The organism is Blastococcus sp. CT_GayMR16 (assembly GCF_004570875.1).
In the GTDB taxonomy this organism is placed as follows: domain Bacteria; phylum Actinomycetota; class Actinomycetes; order Mycobacteriales; family Geodermatophilaceae; genus Blastococcus_B.
Genome location: NZ_SPQK01000005.1, coordinates 120,995 through 142,826 on the forward strand (window position 1 = coordinate 120,995; position 21,832 = coordinate 142,826).

The following is a 21,832-nucleotide window of genomic DNA, read 5'->3' on the forward strand; positions in this document are numbered from 1 at the left end:
GCCGTGAGCCCAGCCGCTGACGGCGCCGCCGAAAGGGGAACGTGACCTTTCAGTCGACGCCACCGCTCCGCCCCGGCGCACACCGGGCTCCGACGCGGTGGCTCCTGCGGCTCGGGGTCCTCTGCTCGGTCGCGGTGGTTGCCGTCGCCGCCGTCGTCGTGGTGGTCGCGCTGCGTCGCGAGACCACCACACAGTCCCCGGCCGCATCGGAACGGAGCGATGCGGCCTCGGCGGACGTCGTGCGGTGGGTCGAGACGGAGCTGCCGGCCGAGACTCCGGTACGCGCAGCGGGAGACGTACTGGGCGGCCTGACCGCGGCCGGTGGCGGCGACCGGTTCCGACCGCAGGAGAGCGGCGCGCCCGGGGGGCTGCTCGTCGTCCGTGGAGAGCAGCCACCGGGTTCGGCGGTGCTCGCCCGCTTCGGGGGAACGGCGGCAGGCGCTCTCGCCCTCGTCGACCCGAACCCCGGCCGGCCCACGGCGGAGCAACTGGAGCGACGGCAGCGCCTGTGCGCGGCCATCCTGGCCAATCCCGGCACGGGTGCGACCGGACGATCGGCGGACGTCCTCCGGTCTGCGGCCGTCGACGCCCGGCTGCTCGGTCTCCTCGCTGCCCTGGTGGCGCAGCTCGGCGCCGGTGTCGCCGACTTCCCGCAGCCTCCGGGCGAACCTGCCGACGGCCCGCCGGCCCGCCGCCTGCTCATCGACCGCGTCGGTACCGCGACGGTCGGGCCGGGCGAGGCTGCCGCCGACCGCCTCGTGGATTTCCTCCGGGCCCAGCTGCCCCCGTTCGCCCCGGACGACGTCGAGGTCACCGACGAGGGCGTCCTCGTCGGGTTCCGCTACGAGTCCTCGCCGGACGCGGTGGTCGAGGCGAACACTCCGTGACCGCGACACGCCACAGCGACAGGTGTGCCCCCGGCCCCAGGGGTAGGTGGACCACGACCGCCGTCACCGACGGACCGACAGTGTGCGGAGGCCCACGATGAGAGCGCTACGGGCAACAGGAGCGGCGGTCCTGATGGCCGGCGGAGTGATCGCCGGCTGGGCGGTACCGGCGGCCGCGGCCGAGGACACGGGGCTGCTGCGGCTGGCCCACCTCTCCCCCGATACGCCCGCGGTCGACGTCTACGTGGACTCCGTCGCCGACCCGGCGGCCAGGATCACGCTGACGGGCGTCGACTACGGCACCGTCTCTGAGTACCAGGACGTCCCCACCGGCGCGTACACGGTGAGCATGCGGCCCACCGGCGCCGACCCTGACACGCCTCCGGTGCTGTCGACGATCGTCGAGGTCTCGGGTGACAGCGCTCGCACCGTGGCCGGGGTCGGCCTGTTCGCCTCGCTCGGGCTGGAGATCATCGACGACTCGCTGGCGACCCCGCCGAGCGGGCAGGCCCGGATCCGCGTGCTCGCGGGCGCCTCGAACGCCCAGACGGTGGACGTCGCGACCGTCGACGGCACGACCGTCGCGTCGGGGCTCCCCTTCGCCACGACCAGCGACTACGTCGACGTGCCGGCCGGCGCGACGACCCTGCGGGTCTCGGCCGGCGGCGAACCGCCCACCGAGCTGCCGGTGGACGTCGCAGCGGGTGCCGTCTACAGCCTGGTGGTGCTGGACTCCGACGGCAGCGGGCTGAGCGTCCGGCCGGTGCTCGACGCCGCGAGCCCCGGCATCGTCCCCGCGGGTGGGGTCGAGACAGGGGCAGGTGGTACCGCGGGCGGCGACCTCCCCGTCGGTGTGATCGCCGCGGCCCTGGCTTCGGGCGGTGCGGCGCTGGCCCTCGGCCTCCGCTCGCGTCGGGGCCGGATGCGCTACGGGGCCCATTCCCGGTGACGCCCAGGTCGCCGCGGGGCCGGCACCGGTCGCACCGCACGGCCGGCCCGGCCGTGCGGCGCGCGTTCCTGACCGCTTCGGCTGCGCTCGGCCTGGTGCTGTCCCTGCCGGGCGCCCAGGTCACGAACCCGGTGGCCCCGGCCGCGTCGTCTGCACCGGTGCCGGACAGCCCCCGGCGGGTCACCCTCGCCGACGCGGGTCCCCCCGGGGCGATCGCTGCCCCCGTCCGGGTGCACATCCCGTCGATCGGCGTGGACAGCGCGCTGCTGCGACTCGGTGTCGACGACGCCGGCGCCCTCCTTCCCCCGGACGACTTCGGCCAGGCCGGCTGGTTCCCTGCCGGTCCCGTCCCCGGCGACATCGGCCCGGCCGTCATCGCCGGTCACGTGGACTCCTTCGCCGGGCCGGCCGTGTTCTTCCGGCTCCGCGAGCTGGCCGACGGGGACGAGGTCCGGGTCGACCGCGCCGATGGCACGACGATCCGCTTCACCGTGACCGCGACGCACCGGTATCCGAAGGACGAGTTCCCCACCGAGGACGTCTACGGCCCGACGCCGCGCGCCGAGCTCCGGCTGATCACCTGCGGCGGAGACTTCGACCGGTCCGCGCGGAGCTATCGGGACAACGTGGTGGTCTACGCCAGCCGAGTCTGACGACGGACCCCGTCCCCCTCACCCCTCGCACGCTCGGGGGCGAGCCTCGGGAGGGGGCCGCTAACGGCGGTTACTGCGGGACCGCCAGCAGGCGGTGTGCCAGTGCCGCCGCCAGTCGGCCGACGACTCGGTGTCCCACGGGTCGAGGTCGGAGTCGCGCGGATAGGCCGGCCAGGTCACCACGTGCGGCGTCCCGGGACGGATCTCCTGGTCGCAGCCCGGGCAGCGGTAGGTCTTGCCGGTCGCGGCCCCGGTGATCGCGCGGACGACCCAGTCGCCGTCCGCGGCCTGCTCGACCTGCTCGGAGCGACGGGCCGGCTCCCGATCCGAGGATCGGGAGCCGGACCCGGACCGAGGGCCCGGCCGCCTGCGGGGCACCTGTCAGCGGCTGGCGTAGTCCCGGAAACCGCGGCCGGTCTTCCGGCCCAGGTAACCGGCGGTGACCAGGTGCTCCAGCAGCGGGGCCGGCGCGAAGCCCGGCTCGCGGAACTCCGTGTAGAGCTCCCGCTCGATGGCGAGGGAGACGTCGAGTCCGACGACGTCCAGCAGCTCGAACGGGCCCATCGGGTAGCCGCAGCCGACCTTCATCGCCGCGTCGATGTCGTCGGCGGTCGCGTAGTGCGCCTCGAGCATCTTCACCGCGTCGTTCAGATAGGGGAACAGCAGTGCGTTGACGATGAAGCCCGCACGGTCGGTGCAGGAGACCGCGTGCTTGCCCAGCTTCTCGCTGACCGCGTGCGCGGTGGCGGCGACGTCGGGCGCGGTGGAGATGGTGGACACCACCTCGACCAGCTTCATGACCTGTGCCGGGTTGAAGAAGTGCATCCCGACGACGTCCTGGGGGCGGCCGCTGGCCTTGGCGCACTCGATGACCGGGAGGCTGGAGGTGGTCGTGGCCAGCACCGCGCCGGGCTTGGCGATCTCACCGAGGTTGGCGAACAGCGCCTCCTTGACCGGCAGCGACTCGACGACGGCCTCGATGATCAGGTCGCGGTCGGCCAGCTCGTCGAGCGACGTCGTCCCGGTGACCCGCGCCAGGATCTCCTCGCGGCCGGCCTCGTCCAGCCGGCCGCGCGCGACCTGCTTGTCCAGCGACTTCGTCAGGGCCTTGCGGACCGCGTCGACCTTCTCCGTGGCCCGCGCGACGTAGCGCACGTCGTAGCCGCCCTTGGCGACGACCTCGATGATCCCGGTGGCCATCGTGCCCGAGCCGATGACGCCGACCGTCTGCACCGGACGCGCGCCCTCGGCGGCGCCACCGGCCGCCGGGGTGGCGGCGTCGTCCACGACCTCGGCGGAGCCCGGCTCGGCGTAGCTGTAGAAGCCGCGGCCGTTCTTCCGGCCGAGCAGCCCCGCGGTGACCATCTGCTTGATGATCGGGCTCGGCGCGTGCAGCCGGTTGCGCGACTGCTTGTACATCGTGTCGAGGATCTCGTAGGCGGTGTCGATGCCGATGAGGTCCATCAGGGCGAGCGGGCCCATCGGCAGGCCACAGCCGAGCCGCATGGCGGCGTCGATGTCCTCACGGCTGGCGTAGCGGTTCTCGTACATCGAGACGGCGTGGTTGAGGTAGCCGAACAGCAGGGCGTTGGCGATGAAGCCGGCCTTGTCGCCGATCGTGACGTCGACCTTGTCCAGGCGGGCGGCCAGTGCCTCGATGTCGTCGACGACCGACTGCTCGGTGACGACGCTGCGCACGACCTCGACCAGCTTCATGACCGGCGCCGGGTTGAAGAAGTGCATGCCGATGACCTTGTTCGGCCGCCCGGTCGCGACGGAGAGCTCGGTCACCGAGAGGCTCGAGGTGTTGGTCGCCAGGATGGTGTCGGGCGGACAGATCTTGTCCAGCTGCGCGAAGATCTCGGTCTTCAGCTCCATGCGCTCGGGCACGGCCTCGATGACGAGCTCGGCCGAGGCGAGGTCCTCCATCGAGCTGCTGAACCGGATCCGCTCGAAGATCGCGTCGCGGTCGGCCGGGTCGAGCTTGCCGCGGCTCACGGCGCGCTCGGTGGACTGCTCGACGTGCGCGCGGCCACGGGCCACCGCCTCGTCGTTGATCTCCACGGCGGTGACCGACAGGCCCGCCCGCGCGAGCACCTCGGCGATGCCGGCACCCATGGTGCCCAGCCCCACGACGCCGACCTCGTTCAGTTCTCTGGCCACGCTGCCACTCCTCCAGGTCAGGGATCGCAGGGAAGTCTCTCACCTCGGCGCGCCCGCGGCCCGTCTGGGGTTACCGGCCGGTAACCGGCGTCAGAGGCCGAGGGCGCCGTCCAGTCGTTCGATCGCCTCGGGCGTCGCCGTCCGCTCGGCGAACCGGACCACCTGGAGCGCGGCCGGGACCGGGAAGGGCGGCGCCAGGACGCCCCGGGCGAGACCGGAGGCGTAGCGGTCGAGCATCCGCACCGTGACCTGCCGGGCCTCCGGGGTCTGCTCCGCCAGCAGGACGGCGGCCTCCCACGCCTCCGCACGGGCCCGCTCCACCGCGAAGCCGAGGATCTCCTCGTCGATCCGGCCGAGCACCACGTCGAGCCCACCGAAGATCGGGGAGAGCTGGTTGAGGGCGCCCTGCAACCGGCAGAGGACGTCGAGGAGGACGTCGTTGACGCGCCCGAAATCGTCCGCCAGCCCGCCGATCTCCGCACCCGGGGCCGTCTCCGCCGCCGCGACCGCCAGGTCGAGATTGATGTGGGCGTTCACGCCGAGCAGCACGTGCTGGACGAGCACGAGGTCGGCGTCCTCGGTCGCCCGGAAGGCCAGCCGCCAGCTCCGTCCGCAGTCGCGCCCGTCGCGCCAGGCCGACAGCGCGGTCAGGTAGCGGCCCGCGAAGACGGCGTCGAATCGGCTCAGCCGGTCGGCGTCGTCGAAGAACCCGTCGGCTGTCCGCCGGGCGACCTCGGCGGTCACCTGCCGGTAGACCGCGGCGAACAGCCCGATCCGGTCGCCCGCCCGGGCCGCGTCGTCCACGACAGTGCGCAGCGCGGCGAGCACCTCGTCGATGGTCCGGGGCGGCGCGGCGGGCGCGACGGTCATGCACCCACCCTGGCGCGCCCCGGGGCGGTCGGGCCAGGGGTCCGTGCGCCCGGGCTCAGAACAGGGGTGCAGGGGCGGCCCGTGTCCCGACGACGCCCGTGAACGATGACGCTGCCGCCAGGCACCGCGCTCGCGCCCCGGATACGGTCCCGCCGTGGTCGCGATCCTCGTCACCGGCATGTCGGGAACGGGCACCTCGACGGCACTGGCCGAGCTGGCCCGACGGGGGTTCCGCGTCGTGGACACCGACTACGACGGTCTCAGCGTCGAGTCGTGGTGTGCCGAGGAGTCCCGGCCGGAGCAGTTGTGGCGCGAGGACAAGATCGACGCGCTGCTCGCCCGGCACGAGAACAGCAGTCCCGAGGAGCCGCTGTTCGTCGGGGGCTGCGTCTCGAACCAAGGACGGTTCTATCGTCGGTTCGCAGCCGTCGTGCTGCTCAGCGCCCCGGTGGACGTGCTGCTCGAACGACTGACCACCCGGACCACGAACGCCTTCGGCAAGAGCAGTGACGACCGCGACCGCGTGCTGGCCGACCTCGCCGCCGTCGAGCCGCGCCTCCGTGCCGGGGCGGACGCGGAGATCGACACCCGCGCTCCCGTCGCCGAGGTTGCCGACCGGCTCGTTCGGATCGCTCGGGGGGCCAGCTAGAAGAGGCGGGCGCTCGGGTCGTCGGTGCCCTTGAGGACGGCGTAGTCGACGGTGACGCAGTCGATCCCGCGGTCGGCGGCGAGCACGCGCGCCTGCGGCTTGATCTCCTGCGCGGCGAACACACCCTTGACCGGGGCGAGCAGCGGATCGCGGTTGAGCAGCTCGAGGTAGCGGGTGAGCTGCTCGACGCCGTCGATCTCGCCGCGGCGCTTGATCTCCACGGCGACCACCGCACCAGCGGCGTCGCGGCACAGCAGGTCCACCGGGCCGATCGCCGTCGGGTACTCCCGGCGCACCAGCGACCAGCCCGCGCCGAAGGTCTCCACGTGCAGGGCCAGCAGCCGCTGCAGCTCCGCCTCCACGCCGTCCTTCTGCAGGCCGGGGTCGACGCCGAGCTCGTGCGAGTGGTCGTGCAGGACCGACTCGATGGTCAGGATGAGCTGCTCACCGGCCTTGTTGGTCACCGTCCAGGTGCCGGCACCGTCGACCAGCTCGTCCCTGAGGGTGCAGGGCGGGCTCATCCAGTTCAGCGGCTTGTAGGCGCGGTCGTCGGCGTGGATGGAGACCGAGCCGTCGGCCTTGACCAGCAGCAGACGGGTCGCCATCGGCAGGTGGGCGGTGAGCCGCCCGATGTAGTCCACGGAGCAGCGGGCGATGACCAGACGCACGGGCGACGACGCTACCGGGTGGAACCGATCGGGCATCGGTCGCGTCCTAGGGGCATGACGATCCTGGGTGCACTGCGTCCGGCGGTCGCGGGCGCCGTCCTGCTGGGGCTGGTGTCCTGCGGCGAGCAGGGCGGGGCGGCCACACCGTCCACGCCGACGACCGTCGTGCCGGCCGCCGCCGAGGGGCTGGTGCTCCGCGTCGAGTACACCGGCGGCTTCATCAGCCCGCAGGTGCTTGTCTCCCGCCTGCCGATCGTGAGCGTCTACGCCGACGGGCGGGTGCTCTCCGAGGGCCCGGTCGCGGCCATCTATCCCGGCCCGGCGCTGCCCAACGTCCAGGAGCAGCAGATCGACCAGGGCGCCGTGCAGGACCTCGTCGACCGGGCTCTGGCGGCCGGGGTCGCGGAGACCTCCGACCTCGGCTCTCCCCCGGTCGCCGACGCACCGAACACCCGCTTCACCGTCGTCACGGCGTCGGACACCTACGTCCGCGAGATCTACGCCCTCTTCGAGACGCCGCTGGAGAACAGCGGCCTCACCGCCGATCAGGAGGCCGCGCGCGCGAAGCTGAGCGACTTCCTCGCCACCGTGACCGACCCCTCCGGAACGCAGTCGCACGCCTACGAGGCGGACACCGTCGCGGCCATCGCGTCCCCCTGGATCGACCCGGAGGACGGCCTCGAGCAGCCGGAGGTCGCCTGGCCCGGCCCTGCCCTGCCGGGGGAACCGACCGGCGGCCCCTTCGAGATCAGCTGCGTGATCGCGTCCGGCGACCAGGCGCGGGCAGTTCTCGAGGCCGCGGGCTCGGCCAACGGCGCAACCCCGTGGGTCACCGCCGACGGGGCCCGATGGTCGGTCGTCCTCCGGCCGTTGCTGCCCGACGAGTCCGGCTGCGCCGACCTCACCGACTGAACGTCCAGCGGGTAGGGCTGCCGGTGAAGTCGTCGTGGCTGAGCGCCACGACCCGCTCCGGACGGACGGCGAACGTGCCGTTGACCGTCGGGTCGAGGAACTCGACGGTCATCCCGGCCCGGTACTTGGCGTTCATCGCGTCGAGGAAGGCGGCGATCCCGCCGGGGTCGGTCACCTGCCGGGCGACGCCGTCGACGACGACCGGGTTCTGCGCGTCGTCGGTCGTGAGCGTGCAGCGCGCCTCGACCGCGAGGTCGCGGGCCTTGCGGGACCGCATCCCGCTCGAGAACCAGACCCCTCCGTCGAGCCACACGCCCCAGACCGGCATGACGTGCGGTGCACCGTCGGGCCGCACCGTGGCGCACCAGTAGTCGTGCGAGACGGTCAACCGGCGCTCGGCCTCGGCCCAGCCGATGAGGCCGCTGCCCTCTTTCGCCGGCAGCACGCCGTAGCCCGGCATGAACGGGCGATCGGCGGCCGGCTGGACCATCAGTCGGGCCAGACCGGGCGGCGCTTCTCGAGGAAGGACGCCATGCCCTCGCGGGCGCCGGGGATCTGGCTGGCCGCCGCCATGACCTCGATCGCGGTGTCGTAGGCGTCCCGCTCCGGCCGGTCGAGCTGGGCGTACATCGTCTGCTTGCCCCAGGCCTTGCTGGCCCGCGAGCCCCGGGTCGCCCGCGCCATCAGGTCGTCGACCGCGGCGTCGAGCTCGGCGTCGGGCACGACCCGGTTGACCAGGCCCCAGTCCAGCGCGGTTGCCGCGTCGATGACGTCGCCGGTGAGCGCCAGCTCCATCGCCCGCTTCCGGCCCACGTTGCGGGCGATCGCGACCATCGGGGTGTGGCAGAACCAGCCGCCCTTGCCACCGGGCGCCGCGAACCCGGCCGACTCCGCGGCGACCGCCAGGTCGCAGGAGGCGACGAGCTGGCAGCCTGCGGCCGTGGCGAGCGCGTGCACCCGCGCCAGCACGACCTGCGGCACGTCCTGCACCGTCTGCATGAGCTCGGTGCAGAGCTTGAGCAGGCTGCGCACCTCGGGCAGCTCCGCCCCGGCGACGTCGGCGAAGTCGTGCCCGGCACTGAAGACCGGCCCCTCGCCGGCGAGCACGATCCCCGCGGCGTCGCTCGCGCCGACGTCCGTCACGGCGGCGAGCAGCTGGGTCAGGTGCTCGCGGGACAGCGCGTTCCGCTTGGCCGGCCGCGTCATCGTGATGCGGACGACGTCGCCGTCCCGCTCGACCCTCGGTGCGCCGTCCCCGCTCATGCCGGCTCGGGGACCTTCTCGGCGGGGAGATCATTCGCCGCGCGGATCACGTCGACGACGGCGCCCATGATCTCGGTCAGCCCGAAGTCCTTGGGTGTGAAGACCTGCGCGACCCCCTGCTCGCGCAGCCGCCGCGCGTCGCTGTCGGGGATGATCCCGCCGACCACGACCGGGACGTCGTCCAGGCCCGCCGCACGAAGCCCTTCCAGCACCGCCGGCACGACCTGCAGGTGCGAGCCGGACAGCACCGACAGGCCCACGACGTGGACGTCCTCCTCGACCGCGGCCGACACGATCTGCGCCGGGGTCAGCCGGATGCCCTGGTAGATGACCTCGAATCCGGCGTCGCGCGCCCGGACGGCGATCTGCTCGGCGCCGTTGGAGTGCCCGTCGAGCCCCGGCTTGCCGACCAGGAACCGCAGTCGGCCGCCCAGCTCCTCGCCGGTCGCCCGCACCCGCTCCCGGATCTCGATCAGGGTGTCGTCGGCCTCGCCGCCGCCGCTCGCGGCGGCAACCCCGGTCGGCGCCCGGTACTCGCCGAACACCTCCCGGAGCACCCCGGCCCACTCCCCCGTGGTCACGCCCGCGCGGGCGCAGTCCAGGGTCGCGGCCATCAGGTTGGTGTCGGTGCCGGCCGCCTCGCGCAGGGCGTCGAGGGCCTTGTCGCACCGCCCCTGGTCCCGCTCGGCCCGCCACTTCCGGACGGCCTCCTGCGCCGCGTTCTCCACGGCGGGGTCGACCGTCATGATCGCGGTGTCGAGGTCGGCGAGCAGCGGGTTGGGCTCGGTGGTCTCGAAGCGGTTGACGCCGACGACGACGTCCTCACCGCTCTCCATGCGCCGGCGCTTCTCCGCCAGCGAGCCGACGAGCTCGCCCTTCATGTAGCCGGACTCGACGGCCGGCACCGCACCGCCCATCTCCTGCACGCGGGCGATCTCCGCCCGGGCGCCCTCGACGATCTCGGCGACCTTCTGCTCGACGACGACGGAGCCGGTGAACAGGTCGTCGTACTCCAGCAGATCGGTCTCGAACGCCAGCACCTGCTGCAGCCGCAGCGACCACTGCTGGTCCCAGGGGCGGGGCAGGCCCAGCGCCTCGTTCCAGGCCGGCAGCTGCACCGCGCGGGCGCGGGCGTCCCTGGAGAGGGTGACCGCGAGCATCTCCAGCACGATCCGCTGGACGTTGTTCTCCGGCTGCGCCTCGGTGAGGCCCAGGGAGTTGACCTGCACGCCGTAGCGGAACCGCCGGTGCTTGGGGTCCTCGACGCCGTACCGCTCCTTCGTCAGCTCGTCCCAGAGCTGGGTGAAGGCGCGCATCTTGCACATCTCCTCCACGAAGCGGACACCGGCGTTGACGAAGAAGGAGATCCGGGCGACGACCTCGCCGAAGCGCTCCTGCGGCACCTGACCGGAGTCGCGCACGGAGTCCAGGACGGCGATGGCCGTGCTGATCGCGTAGGCGACCTCCTGGACCGGCGTCGCGCCGGCCTCCTGCAGGTGGTAGCTGCAGATGTTGATCGGGTTCCACTTCGGCATGGCCGTCACCGTGTAGGCGACCATGTCGGTGATCAGCCGCATCGAGGGCGCGGGCGGGAACACGTAGGTGCCCCGCGACAGGTACTCCTTGATGATGTCGTTCTGCGTGGTGCCGGCGAGCTTCTGGAGGAGTTCGTCCACATCGGCGCCCGTGCGCTCTGCTTGTTCGATGGCGACCGCCTGGTAGAGCGCGAGCAGCCACATCGCGGTGGCGTTGATCGTCATCGACGTGTTCATCTCGTCGAGCGGGATGCCGTCGAAGAGCGCGCGCATGTCGCCGATGTGGGTCACCGGGACGCCGACCTTGCCGACCTCACCGACGGCGAGCTCGTCGTCGGGGTCGTACCCGGTCTGCGTGGGCAGGTCGAAAGCGACCGACAGGCCGGTCTGTCCCTTCGACAGGTTGTTGCGGTACAGGGCGTTGGACTCGGCCGGCGAGGAGTGGCCGGCGTAGGTGCGCATGACCCAGGGGCGGTCGCGCTCCAACGGATTCGAAGGGAACGGCATGTCCGCGGAGTCTAGGGCGGTTACCGGCCAGTAGCAGCGTGGTCCCCGAAGCAGAGGCGGTGGCACACTCGATCGGCGTACGGACGGGAGGAGACGACGGTGCCGATCAACGCGGGCAGTCTGCACTTCCTCGTGGGCCCGGCCATTGCGTTCGTCGTCCTCGGGCTGCTGGCGTTCTTCATGCGCTGGGCGTTCGGCAGCGGTTACGGCCGGGAGCGGCCGCCGGCGGTCCCTGCGGAGGACGGCCTGCTCACCCTGATCGCCACGCTCTCCCGCCGGGAGTCCGCGCTCGCCCTGCGCGCGGTGCTGTCCGACGCCGGTATCCGCTCGACGATCCGCATCCCGGCGCCGCACCGGGCCGACGTCCTGGTGTTCCCCGAGGACGCCGAACGCGCCCGCACGCTCGCGGCGATCTTCCCCGGGCGGGAGTGACTCAGCCGGGCCGCTGGGTCCGCTCGACCTGCGCCCCGAGGCCCCGCAGCTGCTCCACGAAGTCGGGGTAGCCGCGGTCGACGTGGTGCACCTCCTGCACCTCGGTGACGCCGTCGGACACCAGTCCGGCGAGCACCAGCCCGGCGCCCGCGCGGATGTCGGTGGCCACGACCGGCGCGCTGGAGAGCTTCTCCCGGCCGCGGACGACGGCGTGGTGGCCGTCGATGCGGACGTCGGCGCCGAGCCGCACCAGCTCGTTGACGAACATGAACCGGCCCTCGAAGACGTTCTCGGTGATCAGCGCGGTACCGGTGGAGACCGCGGCCAGGGCCACCGCCATCGGCTGCAGGTCGGTCGGGAAGCCGGGGAAGGGCAGCGTGACGACGTCGACGCAGCGCGGGCGCCCCTCCATCGCGACCCGGATGCCGTCGGGCAGCGACTCCACCTGCGCGCCCGCGTCGGTGAGCTTGTCCAGCGCGACGGCGAGGTGCCCGGCCACGGCCCGCTCGATGACGACGTCCCCGCGGGTCATCACCGCACCGATCGCCCACGTGCCCGCGACGATCCGGTCGGGGACGGTCGTGTAGGTCACCGGCGCGAGGCCGTCCACGCCCTCGATCGTGATCGTGGAGGTGCCGGCGCCGTCGATCCGCGCGCCCATGGCGCCGAGCATCGTGCAGAGGTCGACGATCTCCGGCTCGCGGGCGGCGTTGTCGATGACGGTGGTGCCCTGGGCCAGCACCGCCGCCATGACCAGGTTCTCCGTGGCGCCGACGGAGGGGAAGTCCAGCCAGATCGACGTGCCGGTCAGCCGGGGTGCCGTCGCGACGAGGAAGCCGTGCTCGCTGACGATCGTCGCGCCCAGCCGCTCCAGGCCGGAGATGTGCATGTCCAGCCCGCGCGAGCCGATGGCGTCGCCGCCGGGCAGCGCCACCCGCGCGGTACCGCAGCGGGCCACCAGCGGGCCGAGCACGCTGATCGAGGCCCTCATCCGGCGCACCAGGTCGTAGTCGGTCTCGGTCGAGGGCTTCTCGGGCACGTCGACGACGACGCGGCCTCCGCCACCACCGCCGGCCGTGCGCTCGTAGGTGACCTCGCAGCCCAGCCGCCGGAGCACCTCGCTCATGATGGCGACGTCGAGGATGTCCGGGACCTCCTCGATGGTGGTCACCCCGGGGGCCAGCAGCGCGGCCGCCATGAGCTTGAGCGCGCTGTTCTTGGCGCCCGTGACCCGCACCCGGCCGGTCAGGGCCGCGCCGCCGGTCACCTCGAAGCACTCCACCCGGCCACCCTAGGCGGGGCACGACATAGGCTCGCGGCCATGGTCCGGCTGACGCGCATCTACACCAGGACCGGCGACGCCGGTGAGACCCACCTCGGCGACATGAGCCGGGTGTCCAAGGCCGATCCGCGCGTGGTGGCGTTCGCCGACGTCGACGAGGCCAACAGCGTCATCGGCGTCGCGCTCGCGCTGGCCCCGCCGGAGCCGGCGATCGCCGACCTGCTGCGCAGCATCCAGAACGACCTCTTCGACGTCGGTGCCGATCTGTGCACCCCGGTCATGGCCGACCCGGAGTTCCCTCCGCTCCGGGTGACGGCGGCGTACACGGAGCGGCTCGAGGCCGCCTGCGACGAGTACAACGAGGCGCTGCCCACGCTCAACAGCTTCATCCTGCCCGGGGGGACGGCAGGGGCGGCGCTGCTGCACCAGGCGCGGGTGGTCGCCCGGCGGGCCGAGCGCAGCATCTGGACCCTGCTGGCCGCCGACGCCGAGCGCACCAACCCTGAGACCGCCCGCTACCTCAACCGGCTCTCGGACCTGTTGTTCATCCTGGCCCGCACCGCGAACCCCGGCGGGGACGTGCTCTGGGAGCCGGGTGCCCACAGCGGGGCGCACGCCCAGCGGGCGGCAGGGAGCAGCACCGCCTCCCACTGAACGGCGTCACCCCGGTGGGGCCGACTCCACCCAGGACAGGAAGCCGGTCACCGTCGAGCTGTCCATGGCGAGCTCGCGGGGTCCCTCCGGGGTGCTGATGGTGAGGACGACGACGTCCGAGGGCAGCGCGAGGTCGTCGCGGCCGGGGCTGCGCTGCGACTGCACCTGGAGCTCCCCGCGGCCGAGCCGCTCCTGGGGGCGCACCGACAGCGACAGCCCGCGGTACCAGAGCAGCATGTCGCCGCCGTACCAGGCGACGCCGACCGACCAGCGCGGTGACCGGACCGGCCGCAGCCACACGGTGACCGCGCCGAGGCCGGAGAGCAGGAAGCGCCGGCGCAGCAGGAACGCCACGGTGACCGCGACCAGACCGACGCCGAGCAGGACGAGCAGGACCGTGGTCACGGGCGTCCGGGTGCCGGCGGTCGGATCAGCGGATGGCTCAGGCGGTCTCGCCGGCCGCCCGCAGTCGGGACTGGGCACGGCGGGCGGCGTCGAGAGCCTCCGGCTCGTCGGAACCCTCCGCGCGGCTCAGCGCCTCGCGGGCGCGCGCCACGTCGATCTCTCCTGCGATCTCCGCGGTCTCGGCGAGGATGGACACCCCGCGCTCGGTGATCGACAGGAACCCGCCGTGGGCCGCGACGATGACGTCCTCACCGGACTCGGTGCGGATCGTCACGACGCCGCCCTCGGCGAGCTGGCCGAGCAGGGGCGCGTGGCCGGGGAGGACACCCAGCTCGCCCTCGGTCGTGCGGGCGATGACCATCGTGGCCTCGCCGGACCAGATCTTCTGCTCGACGGCCACCAACTCGACCTGCAGGGTCGCCACGACACTCCTCGGGATCCACGGAACGGACCCCCAGCCTAACCGCGGGGCGATCGTCTGGAACGGCCACCCTGCAGGGGCCCGCGCCGAGCCTGCGAGGCGTGGGGGGAAGGGTGGTCCTCTTTCAGGCCGAGCGGCGGTACAGCAGTGTCCAGCGGCCGACGCGGACCCAGGGGTGGCGGACGCTGGAGGCCGGGGCCCATTCCTCGGTGCCGAACCGCGGTCCTTCAGCCCATTCCACCGGCGCGTACGGCGGCCAGGTCCAGTCGCCTTCGTCGCTGCTCGGTGATGCGGCGTTCAGGTCCACGTCGTTCCTCAGCACGGTGCCCGTGGCTCGGGCGGATCTCTGTGATGGTCGGCAGGTGGAGCGCCGACCACGAGGGACCGTAGCGGTGATCCACCCACTCGGGTGACGGATTCGTCCCCCGGACGAGATTTTGTCGGGGATCCGGCCCAAAGGAAGGCCGGCACGACGCCGGCCGGGCCTCCCGGAGGGAGACCCGGCCGCGGTCGGGCCCCTGCGTGGTCCCGCCGCAGACGTGCGAGCGGCGGGGGCAGGGTGTCCGGCTACTTCTTGAGCTTCTCCGCGTTCTTCTCCAGGTCCTCGAGGCCACCCTGCATGAAGAAGGCCTGCTCGGGGAGGTGGTCGTAGTTGCCCTCGGTCAGCGCCTTGAAGGCCTCCAGCGTCTCCGACAGCGGGACGAAGGAGCCGGGCTGACCGGTGAAGGCCTCGGCCACGAACATGTTCTGCGAGAGGAAGCGCTCGATGCGCCGGGCCCGGTTCACCGTGACCTTGTCCTCTTCACCGAGCTCGTCGATGCCGAGGATGGCGATGATGTCCTGGAGCTCCTGGTAGCGCTGGAGGATCCGCTTCACCGTCTGGGCGATGTCGTAGTGCTCCTGGCCCACGTACTGCGGGTCGAGGATCCGGCTGGTGGAGTCCAGCGGGTCGACGGCCGGGTAGATGCCCTTCTCCGAGATCGGCCGCGAGAGCACGGTCGTCGCGTCGAGGTGGGCGAACGTGGTGTGGGGTGCGGGGTCGGTGATGTCGTCGGCGGGCACGTAGATCGCCTGCAGCGAGGTGATCGACCGGCCTCGGGTCGAGGTGATCCGCTCCTGCAGCTCGCCCATCTCGTCGGCCAGCGTCGGCTGGTAGCCCACGGCCGACGGCATCCGGCCCAGCAGCGTGGACACCTCGGAGCCGGCCTGCGTGAACCGGAAGATGTTGTCGATGAAGAGCAGCACGTCCTGGTTCTTCTCGTCCCGGAAGTACTCCGCCATCGTCAGCGCCGACAGGGCCACGCGCAGCCGGGTGCCCGGCGGCTCGTCCATCTGCCCGAAGACCAGGGCGGTGGACTCGATGACGCCGGACTCGGTCATCTCCGTGATGAGGTCGTTGCCCTCACGGGTGCGCTCGCCGACGCCGGCGAACACCGAGACGCCACCGAACTCCTGCGCGACCCGGCGGATCATCTCCTGGATCAGCACGGTCTTGCCGACGCCGGCCCCGCCGAACAGGCCGATCTTCCCGCCGGCCACGTACGGCGTCAGCAGGTCGATGACCTTGATACCGGTCTCCAGCAGCTCCGTGCGGCCCTCGAGCTGGTCGAAGCGCGGCGCGTGGCGGTGGATCGTCCAGCGCTCGGCGTCGGCGCCGTAGCCGGGCTCGTCCAGGCACTCCCCCAGGGCGTTCCAGACGTGCCCCGTGACGACGTCGCCGACCGGCACGCTGATCGCCGACCCGGTGTCGGTGACCTCCGCGCCGCGGACCAGGCCGTCGGTCGGCGCCATCGAGATGGTGCGGACGACGCCCTCGCCCAGGTGCTGGGCTACCTCGAGGGTCAGGATCTTGCCCAGGTCGGCGAGCGTGACCTCGACCTTCAGGGCGTTGAACAGGTCGGGCATCGCGTCGCGCGGGAACTCGACGTCGACGACCGGCCCGGTGACCCGCACGACGCGGCCGGCGGCCGTGGTCTGCGAGCTGGTCGGACGGTCCTCGGTGACGGTCATCTCTAGTGCTCTCCTGCCCTCGGGCTGCGGTGGTCTCGCATGTTCAGGTGGTTCATGTCGGTCGGTCGCACGATCAGTCGGCAGCGCCGGCCGAGACCAGTGCCTCGGAACCGCCCACGATCTCGCTGATCTCCTGGGTGATCTCGGCCTGGCGGGCCTGGTTGGCCTGCCGGGAGAGGTTCTTGGCCAGCTCCTCGGCGTTGTCGGAGGCCGACTTCATCGCCCGGCGCCGCGACGCGGACTCCGACGCCGCCGCCTCGAGCATCGCCGCGTAGATGCGGGTGGTGATGTACTTCGGCAGCAGGGCGTCGAGCAGCCCCTCGGCCGACGGCTCGAACTCGTACGACGTCGGGACGCCGGAGTCATTGCCGGTCTCGCCATGTTCGCGGTCCTCGCGCTCGTAGTCGAACTCCTCGACCTCTTCGACCTCCAGCGGCGCCATCCGCTTGGCGACCGGCACCTGGGCGAGCAACGAGCGGAACTCCGTGTAGACGATGTGCAGCTCGTCCACGCCGGGGACGCCGTCCGCGCCGGACCCGCCGTCCTCGTCGTCCAGACCTGCGGTGAAGACGTCGATGAGCGCGGTGCCGACCTCCTGGGCGTCCTCGTACGAGGGCTGCTCGGAGAAGCCGGTGAACGTCTCGGCCATCTCACGGTCGCGGAAGGAGTAGTAGGTCTCCCCCTTGCGGCCGACGACGTAGAGGACCGGCTCCTTGCCCTCCTGGCGCAGCAGGGCGAGCAGCTCCTCGGTCCGCCGCAGCACGTTGACGTTGTACGAGCCGGCGAACCCTCGGTCGGAGGTGATCACCAGCACCGCCGCGCGGTTCGGGTTCTGCCGCTCGGTCAGCAACGGGTGGTCCAGGGACGCCGAGGACGCCAGCGCCGACAGCACGCGGGTGATCTCCCGGGCGTAGGGCTTGGACGCCTCCACCCGGGCCTGGGCACGCACGATGCGGGCACCGGCGATCAGCTCCTGCGCCGAGAAGATCTTCTTCGTCGACTGCGTGGAGCGGATGCGGCGCCGCAGCGCGCGGAGTGAGGCGGCCATGGGTCAGGCCTTCTTCTTGACCTGGACGCGCTCCTGGCCACGCTCGGACGCGTCCATCGCCTCGGCCTCGGGCTCGTTGACCTTGAGCGACTCGCCCTCGCCGGTGGTGAACTGGCCGTAGAACGCCTCGACCGCCTTCTCCAGGCTCTGCACGGCGTCGTCGCCGAGCTGCTTGGAGGTGCGGATCTCGTCGAAGACGCCCTCGTGGTTGCGGGAGATGAAGTCGAGGAACTCGGACTCGAACCGCCGCACGTCGCTCACGGGCACCACGTCGAGCTTGCCGGTGGTGCCCAGCCACAGCGAGACGACCTCGCGCTCGACCGGGTAGGGCGAGTACTGCCCCTGCTTGAGCAGCTCGACCAGGCGCTGGCCGCGGTCCAGGGTCGCGCGGCTGGAGGCGTCGAGGTCCGAGGAGAAGGAGGCGAAGGCCTCCAGCTCACGGAACTGGGCGAGGTCCAGACGCAGGCGGCCGGCGACCGAACGCATGGCCTTGATCTGGGCCGAGCCACCGACGCGGGACACCGAGATGCCGACGTTGATGGCGGGCCGGACACCGGAGTTGAACAGACCGGTCTCGAGGAAGATCTGGCCGTCGGTGATCGAGATGACGTTGGTCGGGATGTAGGCCGACACGTCGTTGCCCTTGGTCTCGACCAGCGGCAGCCCGGTCATCGAGCCGGCGCCGAGCTCGTCGGAGAGCTTCGCGCAGCGCTCCAGGAGACGGGAGTGCAAGTAGAAGACGTCGCCCGGGTAGGCCTCGCGGCCCGGCGGACGGCGCAGCAGCAGCGACACCGCGCGGTAGGCCTCGGCCTGCTTGGAGAGGTCGTCGAACACGATCAGGACGTGCTTGCCCTCGTACATCCAGTGCTGGCCGATGGCCGAGCCGGTGTAGGGGGCGATGTACTTGAAGCCCGCGGCCTCGGAGGCGGGAGCCGCGACGATGGTCGTGTACTCCATCGCGCCGGCCTCCTCGAGGGCGGTGCGGATGGCGGCGATCGTCGAGCCCTTCTGGCCGACGGCGACGTAGACGCAGCGGACCTGCTGCTCCGGGTCGCCGGTCGCCCAGGCTTCCTTCTGGTTGATGATCGTGTCGGTGACGATCGCCGTCTTGCCGGTCTGGCGGTCACCGATGACGAGCTGACGCTGGCCGCGGCCGATCGGCGTCATGGCGTCGATCGCCTTGATGCCGGTCTGCAGCGGCTCCTTGACCGACTGGCGCTGGACCACCGTCGGCGCCTGGAGCTCGAGCGCCCGGCGGCCGGTGGACTCGATCGGGCCGCCACCGTCGATGGGGTTGCCGAGCGGGTCGACGACCCGGCCGAGGTAGCCGTCGCCGACGGGCACGGAGAGCACCTCGCCGGTCCGGCGGACCTGCTGGCCCTCCTCGATGCCGGAGAAGTCACCCAGGACCACGACGCCGACCTCGCGCACGTCGAGGTTCAGGGCCAGGCCACGGACGCCGCTCTCGAACTCGAGCAGCTCGTTGGTCATGACCGAGGGCAGGCCTTCGACACGGGCGATGCCGTCGCCGGCCTCGGTGACGGTGCCGACCTCCTCGCGGGAGATGTCGGGGCTGTACTCGGTGACGTACGTCTGGATGGCACTGCGGATCTCGTCTGCGGAGATCGTCAGCTCGGCCATGGGTCTGAGTCCTCTTCCCTGCGGGGTCGTGTCTGGAGTGGTCGGTCGGTGGGGGCGGTCAGCCGGCCAGTCGCCGTTCGGCGGCTTCCAGGCGGTGGGCGATGCTGCCGTCGATGACCTCGTCGCCCACCTGGACGATCAGGCCGCCGAGCACGCTCGGGTCCACGGTGATCTGCAGACCGACGGTCCGCCCGTAGATCCGTCGGAGCACGTCGGTCAGCCGCTGCTCCTGCGCGGCGGTCAGCGCCACGGCGGTGGTCACCCGGGCCACGGACTGGCCGCGGCGCCGGCTGGCCACGTCGGAGAGGCGCTCGACGGCGTTCTCCGCGGTGCCGAGGTGCGGGCCGGTCAGCACGTTGCGCAGGAGCTGCTCGGTGACGGGGCTGACCCGCCCGGAGAGCAGCCGGTCCAGCAGCGCGGTCTTGCCCTCGGCCGAGGCCTTCCGGTCGCTGAGGATGCGGCCCAGCTCTCGGTCGCCTCCGACGATCCGGCCGAAGCGGAAGAGCTCGTCCTCGACGGAGTCGAGCTCGCCGCGGGCGTCCGCGGCGTCCAGCGAGGCCTCGATCGCGAGCGCCTGGAAGGCATCGACGAGGTCGATCGGGTGCGACCAGCGCTGGCGCGCGACGGTCTCGATCAGGTCGAGCGCGGTGTCGGACACCTTCGAAGCGAAGAGCCGCTGGGCCAGACCCGCACGGTCCTCCGGCCGGCCCGCCGGGTCCGACAGCGCGCGGCGCAACGTGAGCTGGCCGTTCAGCAGCCGCGCGACGGAGAAGAGCTCGTCGGCCAGCGCCAGCAGCTCGGGTCCGGTGGCCGCGCGCGACGGCTGCCCAGTCAGGCGGTCCTTGGCCCTCTCCAGGACGCCGGAGGCCGGACGACTGAGCTGCTCGAGGCGCTCGCGCGCCTCGGCCATCGCCGCCCGGCTCGAGGCCTCCATCAGCGGGAGCCCTTTCGTGCGCCGACCGCGCCGTCGCCGGCTGCCGCCATGCCGTCGAGTTCGGCGAGGAAGCGATCGACGGTGCCGCTGCGCCGGGCGTCCTCGGCGAGGGACTCGCCCACGACCTGACCGGCCAGCTGGACGGCGAGCGTCCCGATCTGGCCACGCAGCTCGTTGACCACCTGCTGCCGCGCGGTCGCCAGCTGCTCCTCGCCGCGGGCGACGATCCGCGCCGACTCTTCCTGCGCCTGGACCCGCAGCCCCTCGAGGATCTGCTGGCCCTCGGCGCGGGCCTGGTCGCGGATCTGCGCGGCCTCGCTCCGGGCCTCGGCGAGCTGGGCACGGTACTGCTCCAGCGCCTCCTTGGCCTCCGCCTGCATTGCTTCGGCCCGCTCGATGCCACCCTCGATCGCCTCGCGGCGGGCCCGGAAGACCTGCTCGAACCGCGGGGCGACGAACTTGAACATCACCAACAGCACGATCCCGAAAGCGATCAGGCCGATGATGATCTCGCCCAAGGGCGGAAGGAGCGGGTTCTCGCTTTCCGCGGCCAGGATGTTCATGCGCTCAGTGTCCCTGTCTGGAGTGGGTGTCCGGACTCGTCAACGAGTTCCGGTCAGGTGCCGAAGACGAAGGGGACGACGAAGCCGATCAGGGCCAGCGCCTCGGAGAGCGCGAAGCCAAGGAAGGCGTACGTACGCGTCAGGCCGGCCGATTCGGGCTGCCGGGCGGTCGCCTGGATGTAGGCGGCCCACACGATGCCGACACCGATACCGGGGCCGATCGCGGCGAGGCCGTAGCCGACCGAGCCGATGCTTCCGGTCAGTTCTGCCAGAACGTCCATTGCGGGGTATTCCTCCTCTGTCGTCGCCCGGCGGGTGCCGGGCGGCTGGCGGGGTGGTGCGGGTGGTGCAGTCTGAAGGGTGCAGTCGCGCTCAGTGCTCGGCTTCGATCGACCCGTTGAGGTAGGTGCCCATCAGCACGGTGAAGACATATGCCTGCAGGAAGATGACCAGCAACTCGAAGAACGTCATCACGATCGCCATCAGCGCCGAGATGGGTCCGAAGACGACCGAGTAATTGCCCACCTGGAACAGGTAGACGGCGCCGAGAGAGAAGACGACCAGCAGCATGTGGCCGGCGAACATGTTGGCGAAGAGACGGACGGCGAGGGTGAACGGCCGAACGACGAAGTTCTGCAGAATCTCGATCGGCGTCACCAGGATGTACATCGGCTTCGGGACGCCGGGCAGGAAGAGGATGTCCTTGAAGTACTTCCCCGCCCCCTGCTCGCGGATGCCGATCCAGATGTACATGACCCAGCAGATGGCGGCGAGCACCAGGGGGAACGCGAACTTCGACATCGGCGAGATCTGGGCGAGCGGAACGATCGCCATCAGATTGTTCGCCAGGATGAAGAAGAAGAGCGCGCCCAGGAACGGCGCGAAGGGCAGCCCCTTGGGGCCGACCACGTCCCGCGCGATGCCGTCGCGCACCAGCGAGTAGCCGGACTCCCCGACGAACTGCAGCTTGCCGGGCACCATCTGCGGGTTACGCACCGCCGCGATCAGGAACGCCACGAGGGCGAGCGTCGCGATCCACAGGATGATCGTGATCCGGGTGATCTCGAAGTCGATGCCGAGCACCGAGAAACTGGCGACCACCTCCGGATAGAACTCACCGAGGCCGGGGGCCTGAAAACCGTCGCCGGATCCTTCGGCAGCGAGCACGCCGCCGAGCGCGAGGGCGCTGGAGGTCACCGTTGTCCCTTCTGCGTCCTGGGCTGGCTCCGTCGTCCGCCCGGGGTCTTGCTCTTGCTCTGCCCGTCCCCTGACGAGGGGGCAGCGCCATACCGGGCGACCACGAGGTAGATCGCCACCGTCATGCCGAAGATGATGCCGACCGGGAAGAACACTCGAGTGTCCAACCAGCGGTCGAGCAACCAACCC

At 71.8% G+C, this 21,832-nt stretch carries 26 protein-coding genes; 7 read left to right on the forward strand and 19 right to left on the reverse strand.

The window, feature by feature from the left end; translation table 11 throughout:
* Window positions 1-134 precede the first annotated feature (134 nt).
* From E4P38_RS08260 to E4P38_RS08270, 3 genes are all read left to right on the forward strand, one after another.
* Entirely contained in the window at window positions 135-887 is a 753-nt protein-coding gene (locus E4P38_RS08260; RefSeq protein ID WP_135131292.1) for a hypothetical protein, read from the forward strand.
* A 133-nt stretch (window positions 888-1,020) separates the two neighbouring features.
* The gene (locus E4P38_RS08265; protein ID WP_167760496.1) at window positions 1,021-1,836 is read left to right on the forward strand and encodes a DUF4397 domain-containing protein; all 816 of its coding nucleotides are present in this window, start codon (window positions 1,021-1,023) and stop codon (window positions 1,834-1,836) included.
* A 53-nt stretch (window positions 1,837-1,889) separates the two neighbouring features.
* On the forward strand, window positions 1,890-2,489 hold the full coding sequence (locus E4P38_RS08270; RefSeq protein ID WP_167760497.1) for a class F sortase: 600 nt from the start codon (window positions 1,890-1,892) through the stop codon (window positions 2,487-2,489).
* A gap of 60 nt (window positions 2,490-2,549) precedes the next feature.
* Here the strand turns inward: E4P38_RS08270 and E4P38_RS08275 are convergent, their stop codons facing one another.
* The 3 genes from E4P38_RS08275 to E4P38_RS08285 all read right to left on the reverse strand — a co-directional run bounded on the left by E4P38_RS08275 (window position 2,550) and on the right by E4P38_RS08285 (window position 5,522).
* The gene (locus E4P38_RS08275; protein WP_135131294.1) at window positions 2,550-2,867 is read right to left on the reverse strand and encodes a hypothetical protein; all 318 of its coding nucleotides are present in this window, start codon (window positions 2,865-2,867) and stop codon (window positions 2,550-2,552) included.
* 3 nt (window positions 2,868-2,870) lie between these two features.
* A complete protein-coding gene (locus E4P38_RS08280) occupies window positions 2,871-4,652 on the reverse strand; it encodes a 3-hydroxybutyryl-CoA dehydrogenase (protein WP_135131295.1) in 1,782 nt (593 codons plus the stop codon).
* A 90-nt stretch (window positions 4,653-4,742) separates the two neighbouring features.
* A complete protein-coding gene (locus tag E4P38_RS08285) occupies window positions 4,743-5,522 on the reverse strand; it encodes a DUF5995 family protein (RefSeq protein ID WP_135131296.1) in 780 nt (259 codons plus the stop codon).
* A 154-nt stretch (window positions 5,523-5,676) separates the two neighbouring features.
* Here E4P38_RS08285 and E4P38_RS08290 point away from each other — a divergent pair, with 154 nt between their 5' ends.
* The gene (locus E4P38_RS08290) at window positions 5,677-6,171 is read left to right on the forward strand and encodes an AAA family ATPase (RefSeq protein WP_209309004.1); all 495 of its coding nucleotides are present in this window, start codon (window positions 5,677-5,679) and stop codon (window positions 6,169-6,171) included.
* Here the strand turns inward: E4P38_RS08290 and nucS are convergent.
* On the reverse strand, window positions 6,168-6,839 hold the full coding sequence (nucS, locus tag E4P38_RS08295) for an endonuclease NucS (RefSeq protein WP_135131297.1): 672 nt from the start codon (window positions 6,837-6,839) through the stop codon (window positions 6,168-6,170). The genes E4P38_RS08290 and nucS overlap by 4 nt on opposite strands.
* A gap of 54 nt (window positions 6,840-6,893) precedes the next feature.
* Between nucS and E4P38_RS08300 the strand changes: the two genes are divergently transcribed.
* Window positions 6,894-7,751 (forward strand): hypothetical protein, encoded by an 858-nt coding sequence (locus E4P38_RS08300; protein WP_135131298.1) that lies wholly within the window; start codon window positions 6,894-6,896, stop codon window positions 7,749-7,751.
* Here E4P38_RS08300 and E4P38_RS08305 read toward each other — a convergent pair.
* From E4P38_RS08305 to E4P38_RS08315, 3 genes are read right to left on the reverse strand one after another with little or no spacing between them, the layout of a single operon-like run.
* Complete coding sequence (locus tag E4P38_RS08305; protein WP_135131299.1) at window positions 7,741-8,241, reverse strand: pyridoxamine 5'-phosphate oxidase family protein; 501 nt, start codon at window positions 8,239-8,241, stop codon at window positions 7,741-7,743. The two genes, E4P38_RS08300 and E4P38_RS08305, sit on opposite strands and share 11 nt — an antisense overlap.
* The gene (locus E4P38_RS08310) at window positions 8,241-9,014 is read right to left on the reverse strand and encodes an enoyl-CoA hydratase-related protein (RefSeq protein ID WP_135131300.1); all 774 of its coding nucleotides are present in this window, start codon (window positions 9,012-9,014) and stop codon (window positions 8,241-8,243) included. Before E4P38_RS08310 ends, E4P38_RS08305 begins: the two co-directional genes overlap by 1 nt.
* Complete coding sequence (locus tag E4P38_RS08315; protein ID WP_135131301.1) at window positions 9,011-11,056, reverse strand: protein meaA; 2,046 nt, start codon at window positions 11,054-11,056, stop codon at window positions 9,011-9,013. Before E4P38_RS08315 ends, E4P38_RS08310 begins: the two co-directional genes overlap by 4 nt.
* Window positions 11,057-11,155: 99 nt before the next feature.
* On the opposite strand from E4P38_RS08315, the gene E4P38_RS08320 reads away from it, so the two are divergent.
* On the forward strand, window positions 11,156-11,488 hold the full coding sequence (locus tag E4P38_RS08320) for a hypothetical protein (protein ID WP_135131302.1): 333 nt from the start codon (window positions 11,156-11,158) through the stop codon (window positions 11,486-11,488).
* A gap of 1 nt (window position 11,489) precedes the next feature.
* Here E4P38_RS08320 and murA read toward each other — a convergent pair whose 3' ends face one another.
* Entirely contained in the window at window positions 11,490-12,770 is a 1,281-nt protein-coding gene (gene murA, locus E4P38_RS08325; protein ID WP_135131303.1) for a UDP-N-acetylglucosamine 1-carboxyvinyltransferase, read from the reverse strand.
* A gap of 39 nt (window positions 12,771-12,809) precedes the next feature.
* Between murA and E4P38_RS08330 the strand changes: the two genes are divergently transcribed.
* Window positions 12,810-13,424, forward strand: a complete 615-nt coding sequence (locus tag E4P38_RS08330; RefSeq protein WP_135131304.1) for a cob(I)yrinic acid a,c-diamide adenosyltransferase — start codon at window positions 12,810-12,812, stop codon at window positions 13,422-13,424.
* 6 nt (window positions 13,425-13,430) lie between these two features.
* Here E4P38_RS08330 and E4P38_RS08335 read toward each other — a convergent pair whose 3' ends face one another.
* From E4P38_RS08335 to E4P38_RS23485, 11 genes are all read right to left on the reverse strand, one after another.
* Window positions 13,431-13,829 (reverse strand): DUF2550 domain-containing protein, encoded by a 399-nt coding sequence (locus E4P38_RS08335; protein WP_135131305.1) that lies wholly within the window; start codon window positions 13,827-13,829, stop codon window positions 13,431-13,433.
* A 37-nt stretch (window positions 13,830-13,866) separates the two neighbouring features.
* Window positions 13,867-14,253, reverse strand: coding sequence for a F0F1 ATP synthase subunit epsilon (locus E4P38_RS08340; RefSeq protein WP_135131306.1), 387 nt, complete (start codon window positions 14,251-14,253; stop codon window positions 13,867-13,869).
* Window positions 14,254-14,374: 121 nt separating this feature from the next.
* The gene (locus E4P38_RS08345) at window positions 14,375-14,557 is read right to left on the reverse strand and encodes a hypothetical protein (RefSeq protein WP_135131307.1); all 183 of its coding nucleotides are present in this window, start codon (window positions 14,555-14,557) and stop codon (window positions 14,375-14,377) included.
* Between the two features lie 260 nt (window positions 14,558-14,817).
* Complete coding sequence (gene atpD, locus E4P38_RS08350) at window positions 14,818-16,260, reverse strand: F0F1 ATP synthase subunit beta (RefSeq protein ID WP_135131308.1); 1,443 nt, start codon at window positions 16,258-16,260, stop codon at window positions 14,818-14,820.
* 73 nt (window positions 16,261-16,333) lie between these two features.
* Complete coding sequence (locus E4P38_RS08355) at window positions 16,334-17,308, reverse strand: F0F1 ATP synthase subunit gamma (RefSeq protein ID WP_135131309.1); 975 nt, start codon at window positions 17,306-17,308, stop codon at window positions 16,334-16,336.
* A 3-nt stretch (window positions 17,309-17,311) separates the two neighbouring features.
* Window positions 17,312-18,949: a F0F1 ATP synthase subunit alpha gene (atpA, locus tag E4P38_RS08360; RefSeq protein WP_135131310.1), complete on the reverse strand. Its 1,638-nt coding sequence runs from the start codon at window positions 18,947-18,949 to the stop codon at window positions 17,312-17,314.
* Window positions 18,950-19,007: 58 nt separating this feature from the next.
* On the reverse strand, window positions 19,008-19,883 hold the full coding sequence (locus E4P38_RS08365) for a F0F1 ATP synthase subunit delta (protein ID WP_135131311.1): 876 nt from the start codon (window positions 19,881-19,883) through the stop codon (window positions 19,008-19,010).
* Complete coding sequence (locus E4P38_RS08370) at window positions 19,883-20,446, reverse strand: F0F1 ATP synthase subunit B (RefSeq protein WP_135131312.1); 564 nt, start codon at window positions 20,444-20,446, stop codon at window positions 19,883-19,885. The genes E4P38_RS08365 and E4P38_RS08370 overlap by 1 nt, the downstream gene beginning before the upstream one ends.
* 53 nt (window positions 20,447-20,499) lie before the next feature.
* Complete coding sequence (gene atpE / locus E4P38_RS08375; RefSeq protein ID WP_014742489.1) at window positions 20,500-20,727, reverse strand: ATP synthase F0 subunit C; 228 nt, start codon at window positions 20,725-20,727, stop codon at window positions 20,500-20,502.
* Between the two features lie 91 nt (window positions 20,728-20,818).
* A complete protein-coding gene (atpB, locus tag E4P38_RS08380) occupies window positions 20,819-21,643 on the reverse strand; it encodes a F0F1 ATP synthase subunit A (protein WP_135131313.1) in 825 nt (274 codons plus the stop codon).
* Complete coding sequence (locus tag E4P38_RS23485) at window positions 21,640-21,798, reverse strand: hypothetical protein (protein ID WP_245160890.1); 159 nt, start codon at window positions 21,796-21,798, stop codon at window positions 21,640-21,642. Before E4P38_RS23485 ends, atpB begins: the two co-directional genes overlap by 4 nt.
* Window positions 21,799-21,832 lie beyond the last annotated feature (34 nt).

Coding starts and splice junctions, on each gene's coding strand:
- E4P38_RS08265 (WP_167760496.1), top strand. CDS start 1,021: ATGGCCGGCGGAGTGATCGCCGGCTGGGCGGTACCGGCGGCCGCGGCC.
- E4P38_RS08285 (WP_135131296.1), bottom strand. CDS start 5,522: ATGACCGTCGCGCCCGCCGCGCCGCCCCGGACCATCGACGAGGTGCTC.
- E4P38_RS08300 (WP_135131298.1), top strand. CDS start 6,894: ATGACGATCCTGGGTGCACTGCGTCCGGCGGTCGCGGGCGCCGTCCTG.
- E4P38_RS08305 (WP_135131299.1), bottom strand. CDS start 8,241: ATGGTCCAGCCGGCCGCCGATCGCCCGTTCATGCCGGGCTACGGCGTG.
- E4P38_RS08310 (WP_135131300.1), bottom strand. CDS start 9,014: ATGAGCGGGGACGGCGCACCGAGGGTCGAGCGGGACGGCGACGTCGTC.
- E4P38_RS08315 (WP_135131301.1), bottom strand. CDS start 11,056: ATGCCGTTCCCTTCGAATCCGTTGGAGCGCGACCGCCCCTGGGTCATG.
- E4P38_RS08330 (WP_135131304.1), top strand. CDS start 12,810: ATGGTCCGGCTGACGCGCATCTACACCAGGACCGGCGACGCCGGTGAG.
- atpD (WP_135131308.1), bottom strand. CDS start 16,260: ATGACCGTCACCGAGGACCGTCCGACCAGCTCGCAGACCACGGCCGCC.
- E4P38_RS08355 (WP_135131309.1), bottom strand. CDS start 17,308: ATGGCCGCCTCACTCCGCGCGCTGCGGCGCCGCATCCGCTCCACGCAG.
- atpA (WP_135131310.1), bottom strand. CDS start 18,949: ATGGCCGAGCTGACGATCTCCGCAGACGAGATCCGCAGTGCCATCCAG.
- E4P38_RS08365 (WP_135131311.1), bottom strand. CDS start 19,883: ATGGAGGCCTCGAGCCGGGCGGCGATGGCCGAGGCGCGCGAGCGCCTC.
- E4P38_RS08370 (WP_135131312.1), bottom strand. CDS start 20,446: ATGAACATCCTGGCCGCGGAAAGCGAGAACCCGCTCCTTCCGCCCTTG.
- atpE (WP_014742489.1), bottom strand. CDS start 20,727: ATGGACGTTCTGGCAGAACTGACCGGAAGCATCGGCTCGGTCGGCTAC.